The organism is Providencia sp. 2024EL-00732, assembly GCF_044006275.1.
Taxonomy (GTDB): Bacteria; Pseudomonadota; Gammaproteobacteria; order Enterobacterales; family Enterobacteriaceae; genus Providencia; species Providencia huashanensis.
In genome coordinates this window covers 60241-78625 of sequence record NZ_JBIPDG010000005.1, presented here as the reverse complement: position 1 = coordinate 78625, position 18385 = coordinate 60241, and the positions used below count along the sequence as shown (strand labels likewise).

11 protein-coding genes and 2 tRNA genes are annotated in these 18385 nt (G+C 38.0%); 8 read left to right on the top strand and 5 right to left on the bottom strand.

Going from position 1 to position 18385, the window contains the following annotated elements:
• Positions 1-327: 327 nt before the first annotated feature.
• Complete coding sequence (gene ubiG, locus ACHB7C_RS10420; RefSeq protein ID WP_042844412.1) at positions 328-1050, bottom strand: bifunctional 2-polyprenyl-6-hydroxyphenol methylase/3-demethylubiquinol 3-O-methyltransferase UbiG; 723 nt, start codon at positions 1048-1050, stop codon at positions 328-330.
• 289 nt (positions 1051-1339) lie between these two features.
• On the opposite strand from ubiG, the gene gyrA reads away from it, so the two are divergent.
• Positions 1340-3955, top strand: a complete 2616-nt coding sequence (gyrA, locus tag ACHB7C_RS10415) for a DNA topoisomerase (ATP-hydrolyzing) subunit A (RefSeq protein WP_105881096.1) — start codon at positions 1340-1342, stop codon at positions 3953-3955.
• A gap of 161 nt (positions 3956-4116) precedes the next feature.
• Positions 4117-6960 (top strand): two-component system sensor histidine kinase RcsC, encoded by a 2844-nt coding sequence (gene rcsC, locus ACHB7C_RS10410; RefSeq protein WP_395347262.1) that lies wholly within the window; start codon positions 4117-4119, stop codon positions 6958-6960.
• Between the two features lie 68 nt (positions 6961-7028).
• Here the strand turns inward: rcsC and rcsB are convergent, their stop codons facing one another.
• Complete coding sequence (gene rcsB / locus ACHB7C_RS10405) at positions 7029-7679, bottom strand: response regulator transcription factor RcsB (protein WP_004259923.1); 651 nt, start codon at positions 7677-7679, stop codon at positions 7029-7031.
• Between the two features lies 1 nt (position 7680).
• Positions 7681-10380, bottom strand: a complete 2700-nt coding sequence (gene rcsD, locus ACHB7C_RS10400; RefSeq protein ID WP_042844408.1) for a phosphotransferase RcsD — start codon at positions 10378-10380, stop codon at positions 7681-7683.
• A 212-nt stretch (positions 10381-10592) separates the two neighbouring features.
• Between rcsD and ACHB7C_RS10395 the strand changes: the two genes are divergently transcribed.
• From ACHB7C_RS10395 to lpxL, 3 genes are all read left to right on the top strand, one after another.
• A tRNA-Ser gene (locus ACHB7C_RS10395) sits at positions 10593-10680 on the top strand.
• 5 nt (positions 10681-10685) lie between these two features.
• A tRNA-Thr gene (locus ACHB7C_RS10390) sits at positions 10686-10761 on the top strand.
• Between the two features lie 477 nt (positions 10762-11238).
• Positions 11239-12162 carry an LpxL/LpxP family Kdo(2)-lipid IV(A) lauroyl/palmitoleoyl acyltransferase gene (gene lpxL / locus ACHB7C_RS10385; RefSeq protein ID WP_048607488.1) on the top strand — a complete coding sequence of 308 codons (924 nt, stop codon included), beginning with the start codon at positions 11239-11241 and terminating at the stop codon, positions 12160-12162.
• Positions 12163-12684: 522 nt separating this feature from the next.
• On the opposite strand, the gene gltP is transcribed toward lpxL, so the two are convergent.
• Both gltP and ACHB7C_RS10375 read right to left on the bottom strand, forming a co-directional pair.
• Entirely contained in the window at positions 12685-13992 is a 1308-nt protein-coding gene (gene gltP / locus ACHB7C_RS10380) for a glutamate/aspartate:proton symporter GltP (protein WP_048607486.1), read from the bottom strand.
• A 484-nt stretch (positions 13993-14476) separates the two neighbouring features.
• On the bottom strand, positions 14477-15142 hold the full coding sequence (locus tag ACHB7C_RS10375; RefSeq protein WP_042844405.1) for a GntR family transcriptional regulator: 666 nt from the start codon (positions 15140-15142) through the stop codon (positions 14477-14479).
• Between the two features lie 403 nt (positions 15143-15545).
• Here ACHB7C_RS10375 and ACHB7C_RS10370 point away from each other — a divergent pair, with 403 nt between their 5' ends.
• Genes ACHB7C_RS10370 through ACHB7C_RS10360 form a run of 3 tightly spaced genes read left to right on the top strand, consistent with a single transcriptional unit; the run spans position 15546 to position 18384 of the window.
• Positions 15546-16787: an NRAMP family divalent metal transporter gene (locus ACHB7C_RS10370; RefSeq protein WP_042844404.1), complete on the top strand. Its 1242-nt coding sequence runs from the start codon at positions 15546-15548 to the stop codon at positions 16785-16787.
• A 14-nt stretch (positions 16788-16801) separates the two neighbouring features.
• Positions 16802-17578, top strand: coding sequence for a LamB/YcsF family protein (locus tag ACHB7C_RS10365; RefSeq protein WP_042844402.1), 777 nt, complete (start codon positions 16802-16804; stop codon positions 17576-17578).
• Positions 17578-18384: a putative hydro-lyase gene (locus ACHB7C_RS10360; protein ID WP_166685178.1), complete on the top strand. Its 807-nt coding sequence runs from the start codon at positions 17578-17580 to the stop codon at positions 18382-18384. Before ACHB7C_RS10365 ends, ACHB7C_RS10360 begins: the two co-directional genes overlap by 1 nt.
• Position 18385 lies beyond the last annotated feature (1 nt).

Below are 18385 nucleotides of genomic sequence, written 5' to 3'. Positions count from 1 at the left end.
GTGTAATGCAAACATAAAAAAGCCCATGGTTAAATGCCATGAGACTAGTTGTGTTATGTTTTGCCTTACTACTATATGTAGTAGTTTGTTGAGAATACCATAACAAGATAATGTTAATATGCGATTTTATCAAGTGAACAAATTGCGGGGTTCTTGTGGATAACTGGTTGGATAAGAAAATAGATCATGTCGGTAAGCTGCATGGTAAAAGGAACTAATAAAAAAAAAGCTTCCGACATGAGGACTAAAATAAATTTTGTAAATTGCGATCGTTTGCTGCTTTCTTAAACGTACTGCTTGCGATTTATGCTTTTCGCGACTAACAGGCTATTCGCTGATCGTGTGTAGCATATAATTGACATCCACATTTGGGCCAAGCCAAAATTTATCAGTCATAGGGTTATAGTGCAACCCTATGATATGTTTATCTTTTAACTGTGTTCCATCGACCCAGCTAATCAATTCTGATGGGCGAATAAATTTATTCGCATCATGAGTCCCTTTGGGGACCATTTTCATCACATACTCTGCAGCAACAACTGCCATCAACCAAGCTTTTTTATTACGATTAATAGTAGAAAAAATAACATGGCCACCTGGTTTAACTAATTTTGCGCAGGCTCTGACGACAGATTGTGGGTCTGGCACATGCTCTAGCATTTCCATGCAAGTTACAACATCATAGGCTTGAGGGTGTTTATCTGCATGTTGTTCAACCGTTTCTTGAACATATTCAACAGGAATACCTGACTCAAGCGAATGCAAACGTGCAACCATTAAAGGTTCCGCGCCCATATCTAGGCCAGTAACCTCCGCACCTTCACGCGCCATACTTTCTGATAAAATGCCGCCACCACAGCCTACATCAAGAATTTTTTTACCGAAAATCCCCTCTACACGTTGCATGATGTACCCTAAACGTAATGGGTTAATACGGTGTAAAGGGGCGAACTCGCCTTCTAAATCCCACCAGCGGGATGCGATGGATTCAAATTTTTCAATTTCTTGTTTATCGACATTAAGATACGCTGGGGTTTGGGTATCACTCATTAAAGAAGCTCCTATTTTGATCCTATTACCCGATAGACCTATTATTGATAGCCTGATTTTAATAGGGAGGTGATAGGCGCCCGTTTATTATTGAAGGTTAAAATGCAGACAATAACTGAGTTATCGCAGCTATTCATTGCAGAACCTTCAAGTTTCGGACACATAAACTTAATTTTCCGCTATTATACATAGCTTGAAAGACAAATACCCGTCTCTTATTTTTATTAAATTGGCGAATTGTGGTATAGTTCTACTCTTTGAATCCGAAGTTATGAGGGACAGTGGTTCCATGAGCGAGATTGCCAGAGAAATCACACCAGTTAATATCGAAGAAGAGCTTAAAAGTTCGTATTTGGATTATGCAATGTCCGTTATTGTCGGCCGTGCACTTCCGGATGTTCGAGATGGACTGAAGCCAGTACACCGCAGAGTACTATTTGCGATGAATGTATTGGGAAATGATTGGAATAAACCCTATAAAAAATCTGCCCGTATAGTCGGGGACGTCATCGGTAAATACCATCCACATGGTGATAGCGCTGTTTATGAGACTATCGTTCGTCTTGCACAGCCTTTCTCTATGCGTTACATGCTGGTGGATGGTCAAGGAAACTTCGGTTCAGTTGATGGAGACTCAGCTGCGGCAATGCGTTATACGGAAATCCGTATGGCGAAAATTGCTCATGAGCTACTGGCTGATCTTGAAAAAGAAACCGTTGATTTCGTTCCAAACTATGATGGAACAGAGCAAATTCCTGAAGTAATGCCAACGAAAATCCCTAACCTTTTAGTTAATGGGTCGTCAGGTATTGCTGTTGGGATGGCAACTAATATTCCTCCTCACAATTTAGGGGAAGTTATAAATGGTTGTCTTGCCTATATAGAAGATGAAGATATCAGTATTGAAGGTTTGATGGAGCACATACCGGGCCCAGATTTCCCGACTGCTGCCATCATCAACGGTCGTCGTGGTATCATCGATGCTTATCGTACAGGGCGTGGTAAGGTTTATATCCGTGCTAGTGCAGAAGTCGAAGTCGATGAGAAAAGTGGCCGTGAAACCATCATTGTCAGCGAAATACCTTATCAAGTGAATAAAGCTCGCTTGATTGAAAAAATTGCTGAACTAGTCAAAGACAAACGTGTTGACGGTATCAGTGCATTACGTGATGAGTCAGATAAAGACGGCATGCGTATTGTCATTGAGGTAAAACGTGATGCGGTGGGTGAGGTTGTCCTAAACAACTTGTATTCATTAACTCAGCTGCAAGTTTCTTTTGGCATTAATATGGTGGCTTTACATCAAGGCCAACCAAAAATACTGAATCTAAAAGATATTATTGCTGCTTTCGTTCGTCATCGTCGTGAGGTTGTTACACGCCGTACCATTTTTGAACTGCGTAAAGCACGCGATAGAGCTCATATACTTGAAGCGTTAGCGATTGCATTAGCGAATATTGACCCAATTATCGAGCTGATCCGTAAGGCACCAACGCCAGCAGAAGCCAAAGCAGGGCTGATAGCAAGGTCTTGGGACCTTGGTAATGTGGCTGCGATGCTAGAGCGTGCAGGTGATGACGCGGCTCGTCCAGAATGGTTAGAAGAACAGTTCGGTGTTCATGATGGTCAATATTTCCTTACTGAACAACAAGCACAAGCTATTCTTGATTTGCGTTTGCAAAAGTTAACGGGTCTTGAGCATGAAAAATTACTCGAAGAATACCGTGAACTTTTAATTCAAATTGAAGCTCTGTTATTTATTTTGCGCAGCCCTGAACGTTTGATGGAAGTTATTCGCGAAGAATTAGAAATTATTCGTGATACATATAATGACCCTCGACGTACTGAAATTACCGAGAATACCGCGGACATCAATATTGAAGATTTAATCAATCAAGAAGATGTGGTCGTTACGTTATCTCACCAAGGTTATGTGAAGTATCAGCCTCTGTCTGATTACGAAGCACAGCGTCGTGGAGGGAAAGGTAAATCGGCAGCGCGGACGAAAGACGAAGACTTTATTGAACGCCTCTTGGTTGCCAATACGCACGATACCATCTTGTGTTTCTCAAGTCGTGGTCGCTTATACTGGATGAAGGTTTACCAATTACCAGAGGCCAGCCGTGGTGCTCGTGGTCGTCCAATCGTTAACTTATTACCACTTGAACAAAACGAACGCATTACAGCTATCTTACCTGTACGAGAGTACGAAGAGGGCTACAACGTGTTTATGGCGACTGCAAGCGGTACGGTGAAGAAAACGCCTTTACAAGAATTCAGCCGTCCAAGAAGCGCAGGTATTATTGCGGTTAACCTAAATGAAGGTGATGAACTCATTGGTGTTAATTTGACCGATGGCTCAAATGAAGTCATGTTGTTCTCTGCGCAAGGTAAAGTGGTTCGCTTTGCTGAAGATGCAGTAAGACCGATGGGGCGCACTGCAACAGGTGTTCGTGGTATAAAATTAATGGATAACGATAAAGTTGTCTCTTTAATTATTCCTCGAGGGGAAGGCCATATCTTGACTGTAACAGAGAATGGTTACGGTAAACGTACTGAAGCAGCAGAATATCCAACAAAATCACGTGCAACTCAAGGGGTTATCTCCATTAAAGTGAGTGAACGTAACGGGAATGTAGTTGGCGCCATTCAAGTCGATGACACTGACCAAATCATGATGATCACTGATGCAGGGACGTTAGTTCGTACTCGAGTGTCAGAAGTCAGTATTGTTGGTCGAAATACTCAAGGTGTTACTCTGATTAGAACTGCCGAAGACGAAAAAGTTGTTGGCTTACAGCGCGTTGCTGAAACGGAAGATGATGAAGGTTTAGATGATGAAAATGTAGACGAAAACACCATGGAAAATGGTGTGGATGATGCAGACATCAATGAACAAGATTAATCATTTCGTTTAATCTACTCAACGGGCAGCCGATCACGCTGCCCGTTTTACTTTTCTAATTGATATCTCTCATGGTTTTTATTACTTTTCATGTTTATCGCTTTTTTATCATGTGATCGAGTATAATTAACGGTCATGGTATCGAATATACAGGAAGGCGCTTGAGATATTTACCCTCGTTTAAAACATCACTTAGACTCTCTCGAGATTTATTTCGTATCCTCGGCTTGATGTTGTGGGGGATGGGCGTTTTTATTACTTTATTTTTTCTTTATTCACAATTCAATGAGTATAAATCTGACATACGTCAGCAATTTTATTCAGGGCATGAGAATCTTCAGGCTTATATTCAACAAACCGGTGCGACCTTAAATTCTATTCAGTCAATGACTGAACAATATAAAACTAAATTACAAGAATCTGGGAATGGAAAGGCTACATCTACAAGTTTTATGGATTTGCCTAGTGCATCAAACTATTCTTTTTATAAATTAACCGCCGATACAGATTGTGATTATTTTAGGAATAGAGCTGAAAATTATTTACATGCTTTCGAACAATTAAATTATTTCTGGAAGGATAGTATTGCGGCTCCACAAGCCTTAAATCATGTATTTTTAGTCGGTTCAAGAAGTTATTGTATGGTGGATTATCCGATCCGTTCTACAATATCCGATATTGAGATATTGAAAAAAGTGAGTTATGAGAGTGTACGCACCTATCAGGGACTAAGGCTGAGAGGCAAAGAGCGTAATTTGTTCACTATTGTGCATGGCGCCCAACCCGATAACGGCCAAGTCTATCTAATTCAACCTGTTAATCATAAAGAGATGTTGCTTGCTTTTATTGGTCTAGAACGCTCAATCAATTTGAATCAATTTAATATAAGTAAAAATAAAGCAGTTGAAATATTGATGGTGAATAATTATAACCAACCTGTTTTATATTCACCGGTAGATATGAATCCTAAAAGTTCAGCACTGTTGAATATCGCAGAGCCTTCTTTTTTTGGCTTTAATTCTGATTATTCAAAATTAATTTTTAAGAAGCGTTTAGCCCCTTCTCAAGTAACGGTTATTTTCTCAATAGCAACATCTCAAATACTCGCGAGCTTAGAAGATACTATCTTCTACGGGATAGTACTTAATATTTTTACTGGTGGGCTTATTTTCTTTCTAATCTGGTTGTTAGAAAGAAAAATGTTGGAGCCAGCTGCGAATACCGCTATTCGCCTCGAAGAACATGAACAATTTAATCATAAAATTGTGGCCTCCGCGCCTGTGGGGATCATTATCTTACGGTTAACGGATGGTGGCAATATTCTAAGTAATGAGCTGGCTCATGATTATTTTCGCTTATTAAGTGATGATGATAAGCAGCGGATTTTGACAATTATTCGCCAGAAAGCGAGTAATTATATTGATGTTGTGACAACAAATGGTACACATTTACAGATCAGCTTTGTGAATTCTCGTTATCAAAATGAAGATGTCGCGATTTGTGTTTTAATTGATATCAGTATCCGTGTGCAAATGGAGAAATCATTGCAAGATATTGCTGATGCTGCAGAGCAAGCAAACCATGCAAAATCGATGTTCTTAGCAACGGTAAGTCATGAATTAAGAACACCGCTATATGGGATCATCGGTAATATTGAATTATTGCAACGTTATGAGTTATCCGAAAAAGCAACGCGTTTAGTGTCCACAATGGATAATTCTTCTTCATTACTGTTGCAAATCATCAGTGATATTTTGGATTTTTCTAAAATTGAATCTAAACAATTGAAAATAGAAAATAAACTTTTTAATTGTCGGGAAGTATTTGCATTTGTATTAGCTAACTATTTGCCATTAGTGACCAAGAAAAAAATATCGTTGTATTCTTATATTGAGCCTGACATTCCTGATTTAATTCTCAATGATTCAGTACGGCTACAGCAAGTGGTTTCTAATATTGTTAATAACAGTATTAAGTTTACGGAATCCGGTTTTGTACTGTTGTATGTTTGGAAAGATGAGAATTATTTGAAGGTCGAAATCCGAGATTCAGGGATAGGCATGACTCAAGCAGTGGTGATGCAATTATTTGACCCATTCTTTCAAGTACATGACCAAAACAATACCGGACATAAAGGAACAGGTTTAGGTTTAGCTATATGTGAAAAACTAATCAACCTAATGGATGGTGATATAGAAGTTAGTTCCCAAATAGGTCTTGGAAGTTCATTCACAATACGTATCCCACTTTATGGGCAAGAGTACATTAAAAAAACGGTTCCCGATTATCGTACAGGCTATCGTATTGCTATTTCGTGCCAAAACGAATTCTTAATGAATTTCCTATCACGGCTATTAGCACATGAAAAATTTATAGTAGTAACTAATAACTCTATCGACAAAACAATCGATTATGACCTGTTGATAACCGATTGTGAGCATAAAGGGGAAGTGAGAAGCACTCATCATATTCAGTTGTCGAGCTTCTACGCAGGTGATCTTTATGAAGCAAAATCAAATGAATGGGTTTATAACACATATCAATTAGATAAGTTACCCGTATTAATTGATAAAGTTATTATGAAAACCGTTGAGAATTCACAGAAAAATGTTAGCTCGAATGAGCAACTAATGGCAGATTTTTCTTTGGGTGAATACCATGTACTTATTGTTGATGACCACCCAATCAACCGGATGCTTTTGAGTGAACAATTAGCCAGCATCGGCTTTACAACGGGTACTGCAGTGGATGGGTTAGATGCACTGAAATACTTAGATAGCCATCATGCTGATATTATTTTAACGGACGTTAACATGCCAAATATGGATGGTTATCAGTTGGCAAGAGAGTTACGCCGCTTAGAATGTAATTTACCTATTGTTGCACTAACAGCGAATGCGATGGCTGAGGAAAAACAACGCTGTATCGATGCGGGTATGAATGATTGTTTATCAAAACCAACCACTATTGCTATTTTGCGCGAGACATTGACCCGTTTTTGCTGAGAAATGAATGGAGTAAAAAATAAAAACCCGTAACCGGGTTTTTATCGTGTAGTAAAAGAACTTAAATATTACTCTGAAGGCGAGTTATCAATGCTGACAGAAGAAAGATAGTTCAGTAAGGCAATATCATTTTCAACGCCTAATTTCAACATTGCTGATTTTTTCTGGCTACTAATTGTTTTGATACTACGATTAAGCTTCTTAGCAATTTCAGTGACTAAGAAACCTTCAGCAAATAAACGCAGAACTTCACTTTCTTTTGGCGATAAGCGTTTATCACCGTAACCACTCGCATTGACTTTTTCTAACAATTTACTCACACTTTCAGGGGTAAACTTTTTACCTTTCTGTAAGGCCGCTAATGCTTTAGGTAAATCTGCTGGTGCGCCTTGTTTTAACACTATACCTTCGATATCCAGTTCTAGAATTGCACTTAGAATGGCTGGATTATTGTTCATGGTGAGAACAATAATTGAAAGGTCAGGATAATGGCGTTTAATGTATTTGATTAACGTAATACCATCGCCGTATTTATCACCTGGCATAGATAAATCAGTAACTAGAACATCAGCGTTTAAGCGTGCTAAGTTATTAATTAAAGAGGTTGAGTCCTCAAATTCACCTACGATATTCACCCATTCGATTTGTTCAAGTGATTTTCTGATACCGAAAAGAACAATAGGGTGATCATCGGCAACAATGACATTTAGGTTATTCATCTTATTGGTTACCTTCTGGCATTAGTTTTTTGACTGAATTATCCAGCATGCTAATGCATTTTCTTATTTCCAATCCGTTTTCATCTGCTATATAACGCTCTAAATCTTCACAAATTTTATGAAGAACTGTGAATTCGAGCATAGCAAAAACTCCTTTTAAACGATGTGCAGTGTTTTTCAATTCGGTCAAATCCTCAACACTTTCACTATTATACAGTTTATTAATATCTATCGGTACTGTTGTTATGAACAAATCTCGATATCCACTGTTAGCTAAAACTAATTGATAACTTTTAATTGCATTTTCCATTTCTCCATCAGGGTTAGATAATGAAGTTTGAGATTCAACCTCGTTAGGTTCTGGTAAGCGTGAACATTCATCTTCGCTATCCGAATTTTCGATAAGTAATGAAATTGCACTAATAAGCTCATCAGCAAAGTTATAATTAACCTCTATGTAGTGAGGTTGCAACTCGTGCATTCCAGAAAGATTACCATTAATTTTGATAATGTGTTCAAAACATTCTTCATTATTATCAGTGATCAACAGATCCCAATCCGTATGCGGAGAACTTTCATTTAAATCAAGAAATTCTGCGCCATAATTGGCTAAGGTATTTCTGATAATACGCGAAATATCTGCATTATGAATATTTAACCGCACGTAGACATCCTCTAATAAAGCAGGATAATCCTTAACAAGGAGTTCATTGGTCGCTGGAAGTGTAATCTCATAATGTGTGCCTATCGCATCGCTAGTACGAATCGAAAATGTCCCATTCATCCTCTTTACCAATAACTTACATAAATAAAATGTCATACCAGAACGAGTGAAGTGAGATGAATTTAGTATTTTCCCAAGAAAAGGACTTTGCAAGTTATTAAGTTCTTGGTTACTAAGCCCTGAACCACTATCTCTAATGTTAAGTAAAACGACTCTTTTTTCTGAATCATAAGATAGCGTGAAAGATATCTTCCCAAAAGAGGTTGTTGCAATAGAATAATCCCAAATGAGTTGTATTAGATGCTGTAAATAAGCCAAATTGGTTTCAATTAATGAATCAGGATTGATATTGTTATGAAAATAAAGGGCTAACCCTTTATTATTAAGACGCGATAGGTTTTGTTTCAAAAACTGATTAACGACATTTGCAATCGAAATTTTTTCACTTTTTAGTGGAGTTGTTTCTGATTCTAGCTGATTTAGCAACCCTATATTTTCAAACCAACGGTTAATATAAAATAGCTGACTTTCTATTTCTAAAACAAATTTTTGGTTATTTTCACCTGAAATTTTAGCTAATTTAGTTAATTGGTCGTCAATTTGGATAAGGGCAGGAAGTATTTCACTACACATATTTTCAAATACAACCTTGCGCATTTGGATATTCTTTTTATATTCACGGTTGGCTAGTTCTTGGCGTTTTTGAGTGAGAGCTTCCTTGTCTTTATCTACAATAATAAACATGACAGTATTTGCTTTGGTTGCACTTTCAACAAGTACGATCTCATAAACAATATTTTCAATCGAAACCTGAATAACATCATGATTTTCGATTGCCATCTCTTTTATATGAACCAAATCCATTGAAGGTAGTAATTGATTTGCAATGTTATTGCTAAGGATTTTTTTGTTGGCATTAAAGTCGTAGACTAAAATACCATAGGCAATATGGTTAATCAGGGCATTGTTTAGCGCTTCGTTAAAATGGAGTTCTTGTAGCATGTTGGTATTGGGAGAAATAAGCCGTTTACGAATAAAAGCCATGATCAACAAAGCAAGGAAAATCATGATGAGCATGCCTGTCATTAACCAAAGGTTAAAGCTCACCATATTAAAAATAATGTTTTTTAATGAAGTATGATAATAAAGCTGATAGCTAGTCCCTTCAATAGGTTGCGAAAATATTAGGTTTGTTCCAACCCAAGAGGTATGAGACTCATTACTGCCAGTACTTGATGGGCGTGTATTAATGGTGAAAAAATCCCCATTAAGGCTTGCTGGGATCAGCGAATTAATGGAAATATCAAACGAAATAACACTGGTTAGCTGCCCTGGAGAGTTGAACATCAAGCGATATGTATAATAGAAGAGGTTATCTGGAGAATACTTTTGTATATTAGATATAATTTCTCGTCTATCTAACAGTGTCGACTGAGTCAACATATCCGCACGCTTTTCTTCAGCAGTTAGAGTCAGATAGCTTTCCTTAAAACGTAGTTCAGGCTTAAGTATTGAATGAGTAGTTACTAAAACTAAAGTATTATCTAGCCCATTAAGATAATACATTGAGTTATATTCATTGCGTGCACCCCAGACAATCTCCATATAATCAGCTAGCTTAGTGGCTAATACATTATTCGCTTTTTTATTATTCCCAAATACAATCGCATCAATAGTTTGGTTTGCACTACTTAACCAAAAAATATCATGGCGCATTTCTGTCACGGAAAGTTTATCTATAGCAGTGGGAGTTGTTTTATCATTGGCAAGCTTATAAATGTGGCTAGCTTGGTAGCGGTAGTCTTCGATTTGATACGCTAACCTAGTGGCCATACTACTTAATGAGGTCTGGCGGTTTTGCACCCATGCTTGATAGTAGTTAAATAGTGATAAAAACAGCATCACAATTAACAACAGAATAAACGCAGCAAAAATACGTGAAAGAGTGCTTGGTTTTAATGATGATTGTTTGTACATACTGTAGCGTGCGTTCCCATAGGCTAAAAATTATTAGGTTAAAAATCATACGCCTAGAGAAATGATAGACACCGATTTTGCACAGATATTACCATTATTTTTCGCAAATAGAGAGTAATTGAGTGAAGATTAGCCAAACGAAGTAAAAAAATCAATTTTTTTACTTTCAGGGGTAGACAAGGCGTCGGGATTCCTCCATAATCGCGCCCCATGGAGAGATGGCCGAGCGGTCGAAGGCAGCGGTCTTGAAAACCGCCGATGGGAAACCATCCTAGAGTTCGAATCTCTATCTCTCCGCCATATTCGCCGGCTTAGCTCAGTTGGTAGAGCAACTGACTTGTAATCAGTAGGTCACCAGTTCGACTCCGGTAGCCGGCACCAAATAAGAACCCGTTATCTCATAGAGATAACGGGTTTTTTCTTGCTTGTCATTCAGGTCATTCTACTGCTTTAAATAGTCGATGGGACATATTTGAGCTATCACAGAACATTAGCTTGTCGACCTTCATTGCATACTCAGTTAGATGATTTAGTACTAAATAGGTATCGCTTCCCACTCTCATTTTTCCAACGTTAGCCGTTGGTGCCTCATATTCCCTCTAATCACTGCGATGCTTTAACATGAGTAGGTAAAAACTATTAGTGTTTATCTGGTAAAAGTATAACGTGAGAAAATATTTGGTTGCTTATTCATAGCTGAGGGTAGTGTTTATACGGATTATTGATATAATACTCACTGTTTAAGTCAGCTTATATTGTTGTGGCATTCATTCGTTATGGCATTCATGTTGAATTTAACAGACGAAATGCAGTCTAAAATAGCGTGCATTCTGCAAAGGCGAAGTATTGGGAGATATAATGTACGCCACAAACCCGTTTTCACTGAAGTTGTTCCATCCAAAATATGCAGTAACATGGTTAGGGGTATCTCTTTTATATTTATTGGTACAGTTACCTTATACATGGCAAGTTTGGTTAGGGGCCTTCTTGGGGAAAAACTCAAGGTATTTTATTAAGCGAAGAGTCTCAATTATAAAGCGAAATTTAGAATTATGTTTTCCAAATAAAAGTAAAAAAGAAATTGATGATCTAGTCACCGAAAATTTAAAATCATTAGGTATTGCTCTATTCGAAACTGGAATAGCATGGTTCTGGAGTGATACAAAAGTTAAAAAACTGTTCCAAGTTAAGGGAATGTCAAATTATTTGGATGCAGTGGCCAAAAATAAAGGTGTGATTATTGTTGGTGTGCATTTTATGTCGCTAGAGCTAGGTGGTAGGATCATGGGGCTCTGTTTTCCTGTTAATGCGATGTACAGGCCACATAACAATAAAGCAATGGAATACATCCAGACTAGAGGCCGCTGTCGCTCCGGCAAAGGAATGATTGACCGGAAAAATCTCAGATTCATGGTTCAAGAATTAAAAAGCGGTAAAGCAATATGGTTTGCTCCAGACCAAGATTTTGGTAGAAAAGGAACTATCTTTGCCCCATTTTTCTCGGTTAAACATAGTTCCACATCAAAAGGGACATCAACCCTTGCTCAACTGTCACATTCGCCAACTCTTACTGTTACGTTATTAAGAAATAAAAGCGGCGTTAAATATGACTTAATACTGGGAAAGGAAATACTTGGATATCCGACAACAGATGCTTTGCTGGATGCTACAACGATTAACTCAGTGTTAGAAGCTGAAATAAGAAAGGCTCCTGAGCAGTATCTTTGGGCTCATAGGCGTTTTAAAACTAGACCTGAAGGGGAGGCTTCACTGTATTTATAAATTTGCTATTCAGTAAATTTAAATCAAACAGTGAGATAACCTGTTTAAATATTATGATTAGTAAGTGGTGAGTATTTTTTGATGCTATTAAAGCAAACCCACCAAATATATGATTAATGATTTTATTGTAAGAAAGCCTCGTATTATACGAGGCTTTCTTATTAGAACCAGTTGTGTAGTAATAAAAATGATAATGAAAATATAAAAAGTACCATAAGATGCTGGAGTAATTTTAAAAATAAAAGGAATCTTCTTAATTGGTTCATTCTTTCCTGCTTGTACTAATTAAAAATGACTTATTTAGCGTAGTAAAGAAATGAACAAAAAACGAATATAAAATAATTTTTTTGAAAAAGTGTGATGTAAATTAAATTTTATTAAGTAAGAGGTAAGTATAAATAACTAAATTAAGTGAGTTTTATAAGGGATTTATATTAGTTGATTAATGGTGATATAAAAATAATAAAAATGCTCTCTATAAATTAATATAAAGAGCATTATCCTTTTTATATATTGAAATGGCTAAAAGGATTGTTCATATTCAAGTGCTTTTTTCTTATCATATTTGTGTTCCCATTTTGCAACTACTAGTGCAGCAAGGGCATTACCTACCACATTAAGGGCTGTCCGGGCCATATCAAGAATACGGTCGACACCAGCGATGAATGCAAGACCTTCTAATGGGATACCCACACTGCCTAAGGTGGCGAGAAGAACAACAAATGATACACCAGGAACCCCTGCAATCCCTTTAGAAGTGATCATTAATGTGAATACAAGTATTAATTCTTGCCCGATAGAAAGCTCAATACCATAGAGTTGGGCAATAAATATCGCAGCAATACTTTGATATAATGTTGAACCATCTAAATTGAATGAATAACCAATTGGAATGACAAAACTGGTAATCGATTTTGGTGCCCCGTATTTTTCCATTTTATCCATAATACGAGGGAGTACTGTTTCAGAGCTTGCTGTTGAATAAGCAAGCAATAATTCGTCTTTTAATATTTTCATTAAGGTGAAAATATTTATTCGACAGTAACGAGCGACTAAGCCCAATACAACTACCGCAAAAAATATAATTGCGCAGTGGACAAGTATGACTAATTTTAATAGTGGGACTAATGATGAAAAGCCGAAATTAGCGACAGTAACTGAAATTAAGGCAAATACACCGATAGGGGCATACATCATGATCATGTTAGTTACACGAAACATGGTTTCAGAAAAAGTCTGTAGCACATCAAGTAATGGTTGTTTTTTCTCTAAAGGCAAAGAAGAAAGCCCTAAGCCAAATAAAACAGCAAAGAAAATGACTGGAAGCATATCACCACTTGCCATTGCTGAAAAAATATTACTAGGAACTAAAGTCAGGATAGTATTAATAATCCCTGAAGGGTGGCTTGCAACTTCTTGGGTTGTTTTTTCATACTGGGATATATCGACTTGTGTTAATTGTGACATATCAATACCAACACCGGGTTGGAATATATTGGCGAAAGAGATCCCGACAATAATAGCAATGGTAGTAATAACCTCAAAGTAAACGATAGTTTTAAACCCAAGGGACCCTAGCTGCTTTGTATTTCCAACCCCGGCTATCCCTACTATTAGAGTAGAAATAACAATAGGAACAACGATCATTTTAATTAATTGAATAAAAATCTTACCAGCTGGAGACAGAATATTCAGAATAAGCCAATCTTTGTATTCAGTATTATCATGTAAAAGCGCCCCAGCAATAACGCCTAAAATGAGAGCTACCAATATTTGCCACCCTAGGCCAAATTTAAATGGTTTCTTTTTAGTTACTTGGTTTAATGTCATAGTGGAATCTCATTATATAAATAATATTTATGTATATGCTTTTTTATTATCATAAATTTTATAACCAATATTCGATAAAACTACAACTATTAACTCGAAAAAATAGAGTGATTACATTGGGTGATTTATTTCATTATGTATATTTTGTTATTATGTTATGTATAAACAAGTAATTATGTAAAAATATATGACTAAATGTATCTTTTAAGGAAGGGGAGATGTTAGAGACGTGTGTTGTGTTTAAGTAACTATTGGTTATTATTTTTTTAATTAATTATGTTATTAATGTTAATTAATTTGTCATAAGACTTAATTATGGGAAGGTAATGACTTAAAGTGTTTGATTTGTTGCAGGGAATAGAAAATATAATATAAAAAATAAATTTGAGGATATTATTAATTAACAATTAGTTTTTGGCGATTATCTAACTGCCGAAAAATTAATCGAATCTATGTTGTATTATCCCGTAAAAAATATTCTGCATTAATTTGTTGAGGATTGGCTGCGCTTATATGCTGCAAGTAATGTGCGCTCTGATAAATCAAGGTAGCTACGTAGGGCACTGGCTGCTTCTACATTACGACCAGAGTCTAATAATTCAAGAATAGATTGGTTTTTATCAATATAAGGGGCATAGAGAATTTTGGGGTCATTAAGGTGACCAAATGCTAAGCGTAATTCTGCTGAAACATTACGATACAGCTTAATTAGGCGTTCGCTATCTGATAACTCGACAATCGCGGTATGAAACTGCATATTTGCGGTTCCTACACCAACCCAATCTTCTATTTTTTCATGCTCACGTGCACAGCTGACTGCCTCTTTCATTTTTTGAACCGCGGGGTGTAAAGCATATGCATGAGTGAGTGCATCACACTCGATTAAGCGGCGTACTTGATAGATGTCAATAATAGCAGCCATATCAGGCACAGAAACAAATACGCCCCTATTTGGTGCGTAGGTAAGTAAGCCTTCTTGAGTGAGAACCCTAAACACTTCCCGCAAGGTGTTGCGTGAAATATCTAACACTTCACTTAATGTTGCTTCAGATAAGCGCTGACCTGGAGTGATTTCTCCCGCCGTAATTTTATAGCGAATAGTTTCTGCAATAGTCACGGATAAGGTTTGTGCAACAGGTTGTTTTTTCATAAAAAGAATAGTTTTAATTTAGCGATTAAATGAGTCGCTATATTCACATATTCGAGTTAGAGCGGCAAGTTTCCTTGCACAATGAGCACACTAGACTCATTTTTTGCACTGATATAGTGAAATTAAATAATTTTGCATCATTTTGGTGCTGATTATTTTGTAAGAAAGTAGACCGACTTCAATAATTTGTTAAAAAAGTGATCACGTCTTGGTTTTTAAATCATCAATAACGATTTTTATTGATTGTTTATTCAGCATCTCATATTAATTGTTCAACAATCTATTAAAGATAGATTAACAATATCTATAACAAGTAGAACAATGGCACGATAATTGCCTCAATGATCATGACATCAACAATCACATCAATAATTAAAACAATAACTATTAGAGGAGTATGCATATGGCCGCTCAAGAAAGCGCATCAACGACCGCAGAGTATGTGAAAAGCCGCCGTTCTTCATTAATAAGTGCAATTTTTTTGATGGCAACTTCTGCCATAGGTCCTGGATTTATTACACAAACAGCAACCTTTACTGTCACATTAGGTGCGGCATTTGCGTTCGGTATTTTAGCGTCTATCGTGATTGATTTTGTTGTTCAGCAAAATATATGGCGAGTCGTGACATTAACGAAAATGCATTCATCAGAAATTGCTAATGCCACAATCCCAGGAAGTGGCTATTTACTTGCCATATTGGTTATTTTTGGTGGGCTTATTTTCAATATTGGTAATATTGCTGGTGCAGGTTTAGGGCTAAATGCACTTGTTGGTCTCGACCCAAAATGGGGAGGGTTAATCAGTGCATTGCTGGCGATTTATATTTTCTCATCCCGTAAAGCAAGCACATTTATTGACAGGCTCATTATTGGGTTAGGTGTAGTGATGATTGGCCTAACGTTATTTGTGGCTATTGCATCAAACCCACCTGTTGGCGAGGCTCTACGTCAAAGTGTATTACCGGATACGGTTGATTTTGCCATGATAACCACCATTGTCGGGGGAACCGTTGGGGGATATATCTGCTATGCAGGCGCGCACCGCTTATTAGATAAAGGTGCAGTAGGGATTGAAAATATAAATATTGTGTCGAGTGCAGCAACCAAAGGCATCTTAGTTGTTGGTTTGATGCGCTACATTTTATTCCTTGCGATCTTAGGTGTGGTTGCAAGTGGTGTAACGATTGATATTTCAGGGCATGCGGCTAACCCTGCATCTCAAGCATTTCAGGCAGCAGCAGGTAACTTTGGTTTACGTATTTTTGGCTTAATTTTATGGGCTGCGGCACTGACCAGCGTGATTGGTGCAGCTTATACATCAATGAGTTTTTTAACGGCATTTAAATCATCAATTACCGAAAGGCAGCGTAATGTCGCGACCATCCTATTTATTGCTATTTCATTAATTGTTTATTTATTTATGGGAACAGCGCCTGCCGCATTATTAGTATTTGCAGGTGGTTTCAATGGGTTAATCTTGCCTATTGGATTGACCTTGTTTGTTTATATTGGTTGGAAAAGAACTGATTTGATGTCGGGATACCACTATCCACGTTGGTTATTATGGTCTGGGGTTATTACCTGTGCCTTAACTTGGTATATGGGTGTTATGTCTGTCAGTACAATCTTTAATTATCTGAAGTAACCCAAGGGGCGATGATGAAAAAACAAATCGATTTAAACAGTGACCTCGGGGAAAGTTTTGGTCAATGGAGTATGGGGAATGATGCAGCGATCCTTCCCGTGGTTAGCAGTGCTAATGTTGCTTGTGGGTTCCATGCGGGGTCACCAGAAGGCATATTAAAAACACTGCAAGCGGCTCAAGATAATGGGGTTGTGGTCGGTGCTCATGTTGGTTATCCCGACTTAGTTGGTTTTGGTCGTCGTAATATGGATATTGCTACTGATGAATTAATGGCGGATGTTATTTACCAGATTGGCGCTCTGCAAGGGCTAGCTACCGCCGTTGGGACTCAAGTACGTTATGTTAAGCCCCATGGGGCACTGTATAACACGATTGCTCACGATAAGCGCCAAGCGATGGCTGTGATTAATGCAATGTTAGCTGTTGATAATCAATTGATATTAGTCGCATTAGCGGGCTCGCCATTGATTGAATGGGCAAGAGAAAGTGGGTTGAATGTGGTGGCTGAAGCCTTTGCGGATAGGGCTTATAACAGCGATGGCACGTTAGTTTCACGTCGATTAGAAGGCGCAGTTTTACATGACCCGCAATTAGTTGCACAACGCATGTTGCAACTGGTTAACGAAGGCGGGGTGATGTCAATTGATGGCCAATTTACTCCGATTGAAGCTGGGTCGATTTGTGTACATGGGGATAGCCCCGGTGCGTTAGAAATGGCACAGGAAGTACGTAATGTATTAGAAAATCAAGGCATTGAAATTCAGGGTTTTGTGCATAGAAGGGATAGCTAATGACGCAACTTATGAAGGCATCGCAACAAGCGATTGATGCGGCACGCGCCGCCAGAGAAGCTATTCGTAGTGGTTATGATAAACCAACAGCAGGGCTTGCCAGCGGAATGACACAAGCCAATATGATAGCCTTGCCCCGTGACTGGGCGTTCGATTTTTTATTATACGCACAGCGTAACCCTAAGAGTTGCCCAGTGCTAGATGTATGCGAAGCAGGGAGTTGGCAAACAAGCCTTGCAGACGGAGCTGATTTACGGACAGATATTCCACGTTACCGTGTTTGGGAAAATGGGCAGTTAGCTGCTGAAATTACAGATGCGACAGAGATTTATCAACAACATCCAGATTTAGTCACCTTTCTTATTGGTTGTAGCTTTACATTTGAAACGCCAATGATTGAGGCGGGTATTGATATACGGCATATCACTGATCAATCGAATGTCCCCATGTTTAAAACGAATCGATTATGTCGCCCCGCGGGGCGTTTGCAGGGGGAATTAGTTGTTTCAATGCGCCCAATCCCCGCTGACCGCATCGCGGATGCCGTGAGTATTACTGGGCGCTTTCCCGCGGTTCATGGAACGCCTGTTCATGTTGGTGCACCTGAGCAGCTTGGTATTCAGGATATTATGCGCCCTGATTTCGGTGATGCCGTCAGAATTGAAAAAGGGGAAATTCCGGTATTTTGGGCATGCGGAGTGACGCCACAAGCGGCAGTAATGAAGTCCGGTGTTCCTTTTGCTTTGAGTCATGCACCCGGTTATATGTTTATTACTGATGTTCCTGATGCTGCATATCATATATAGA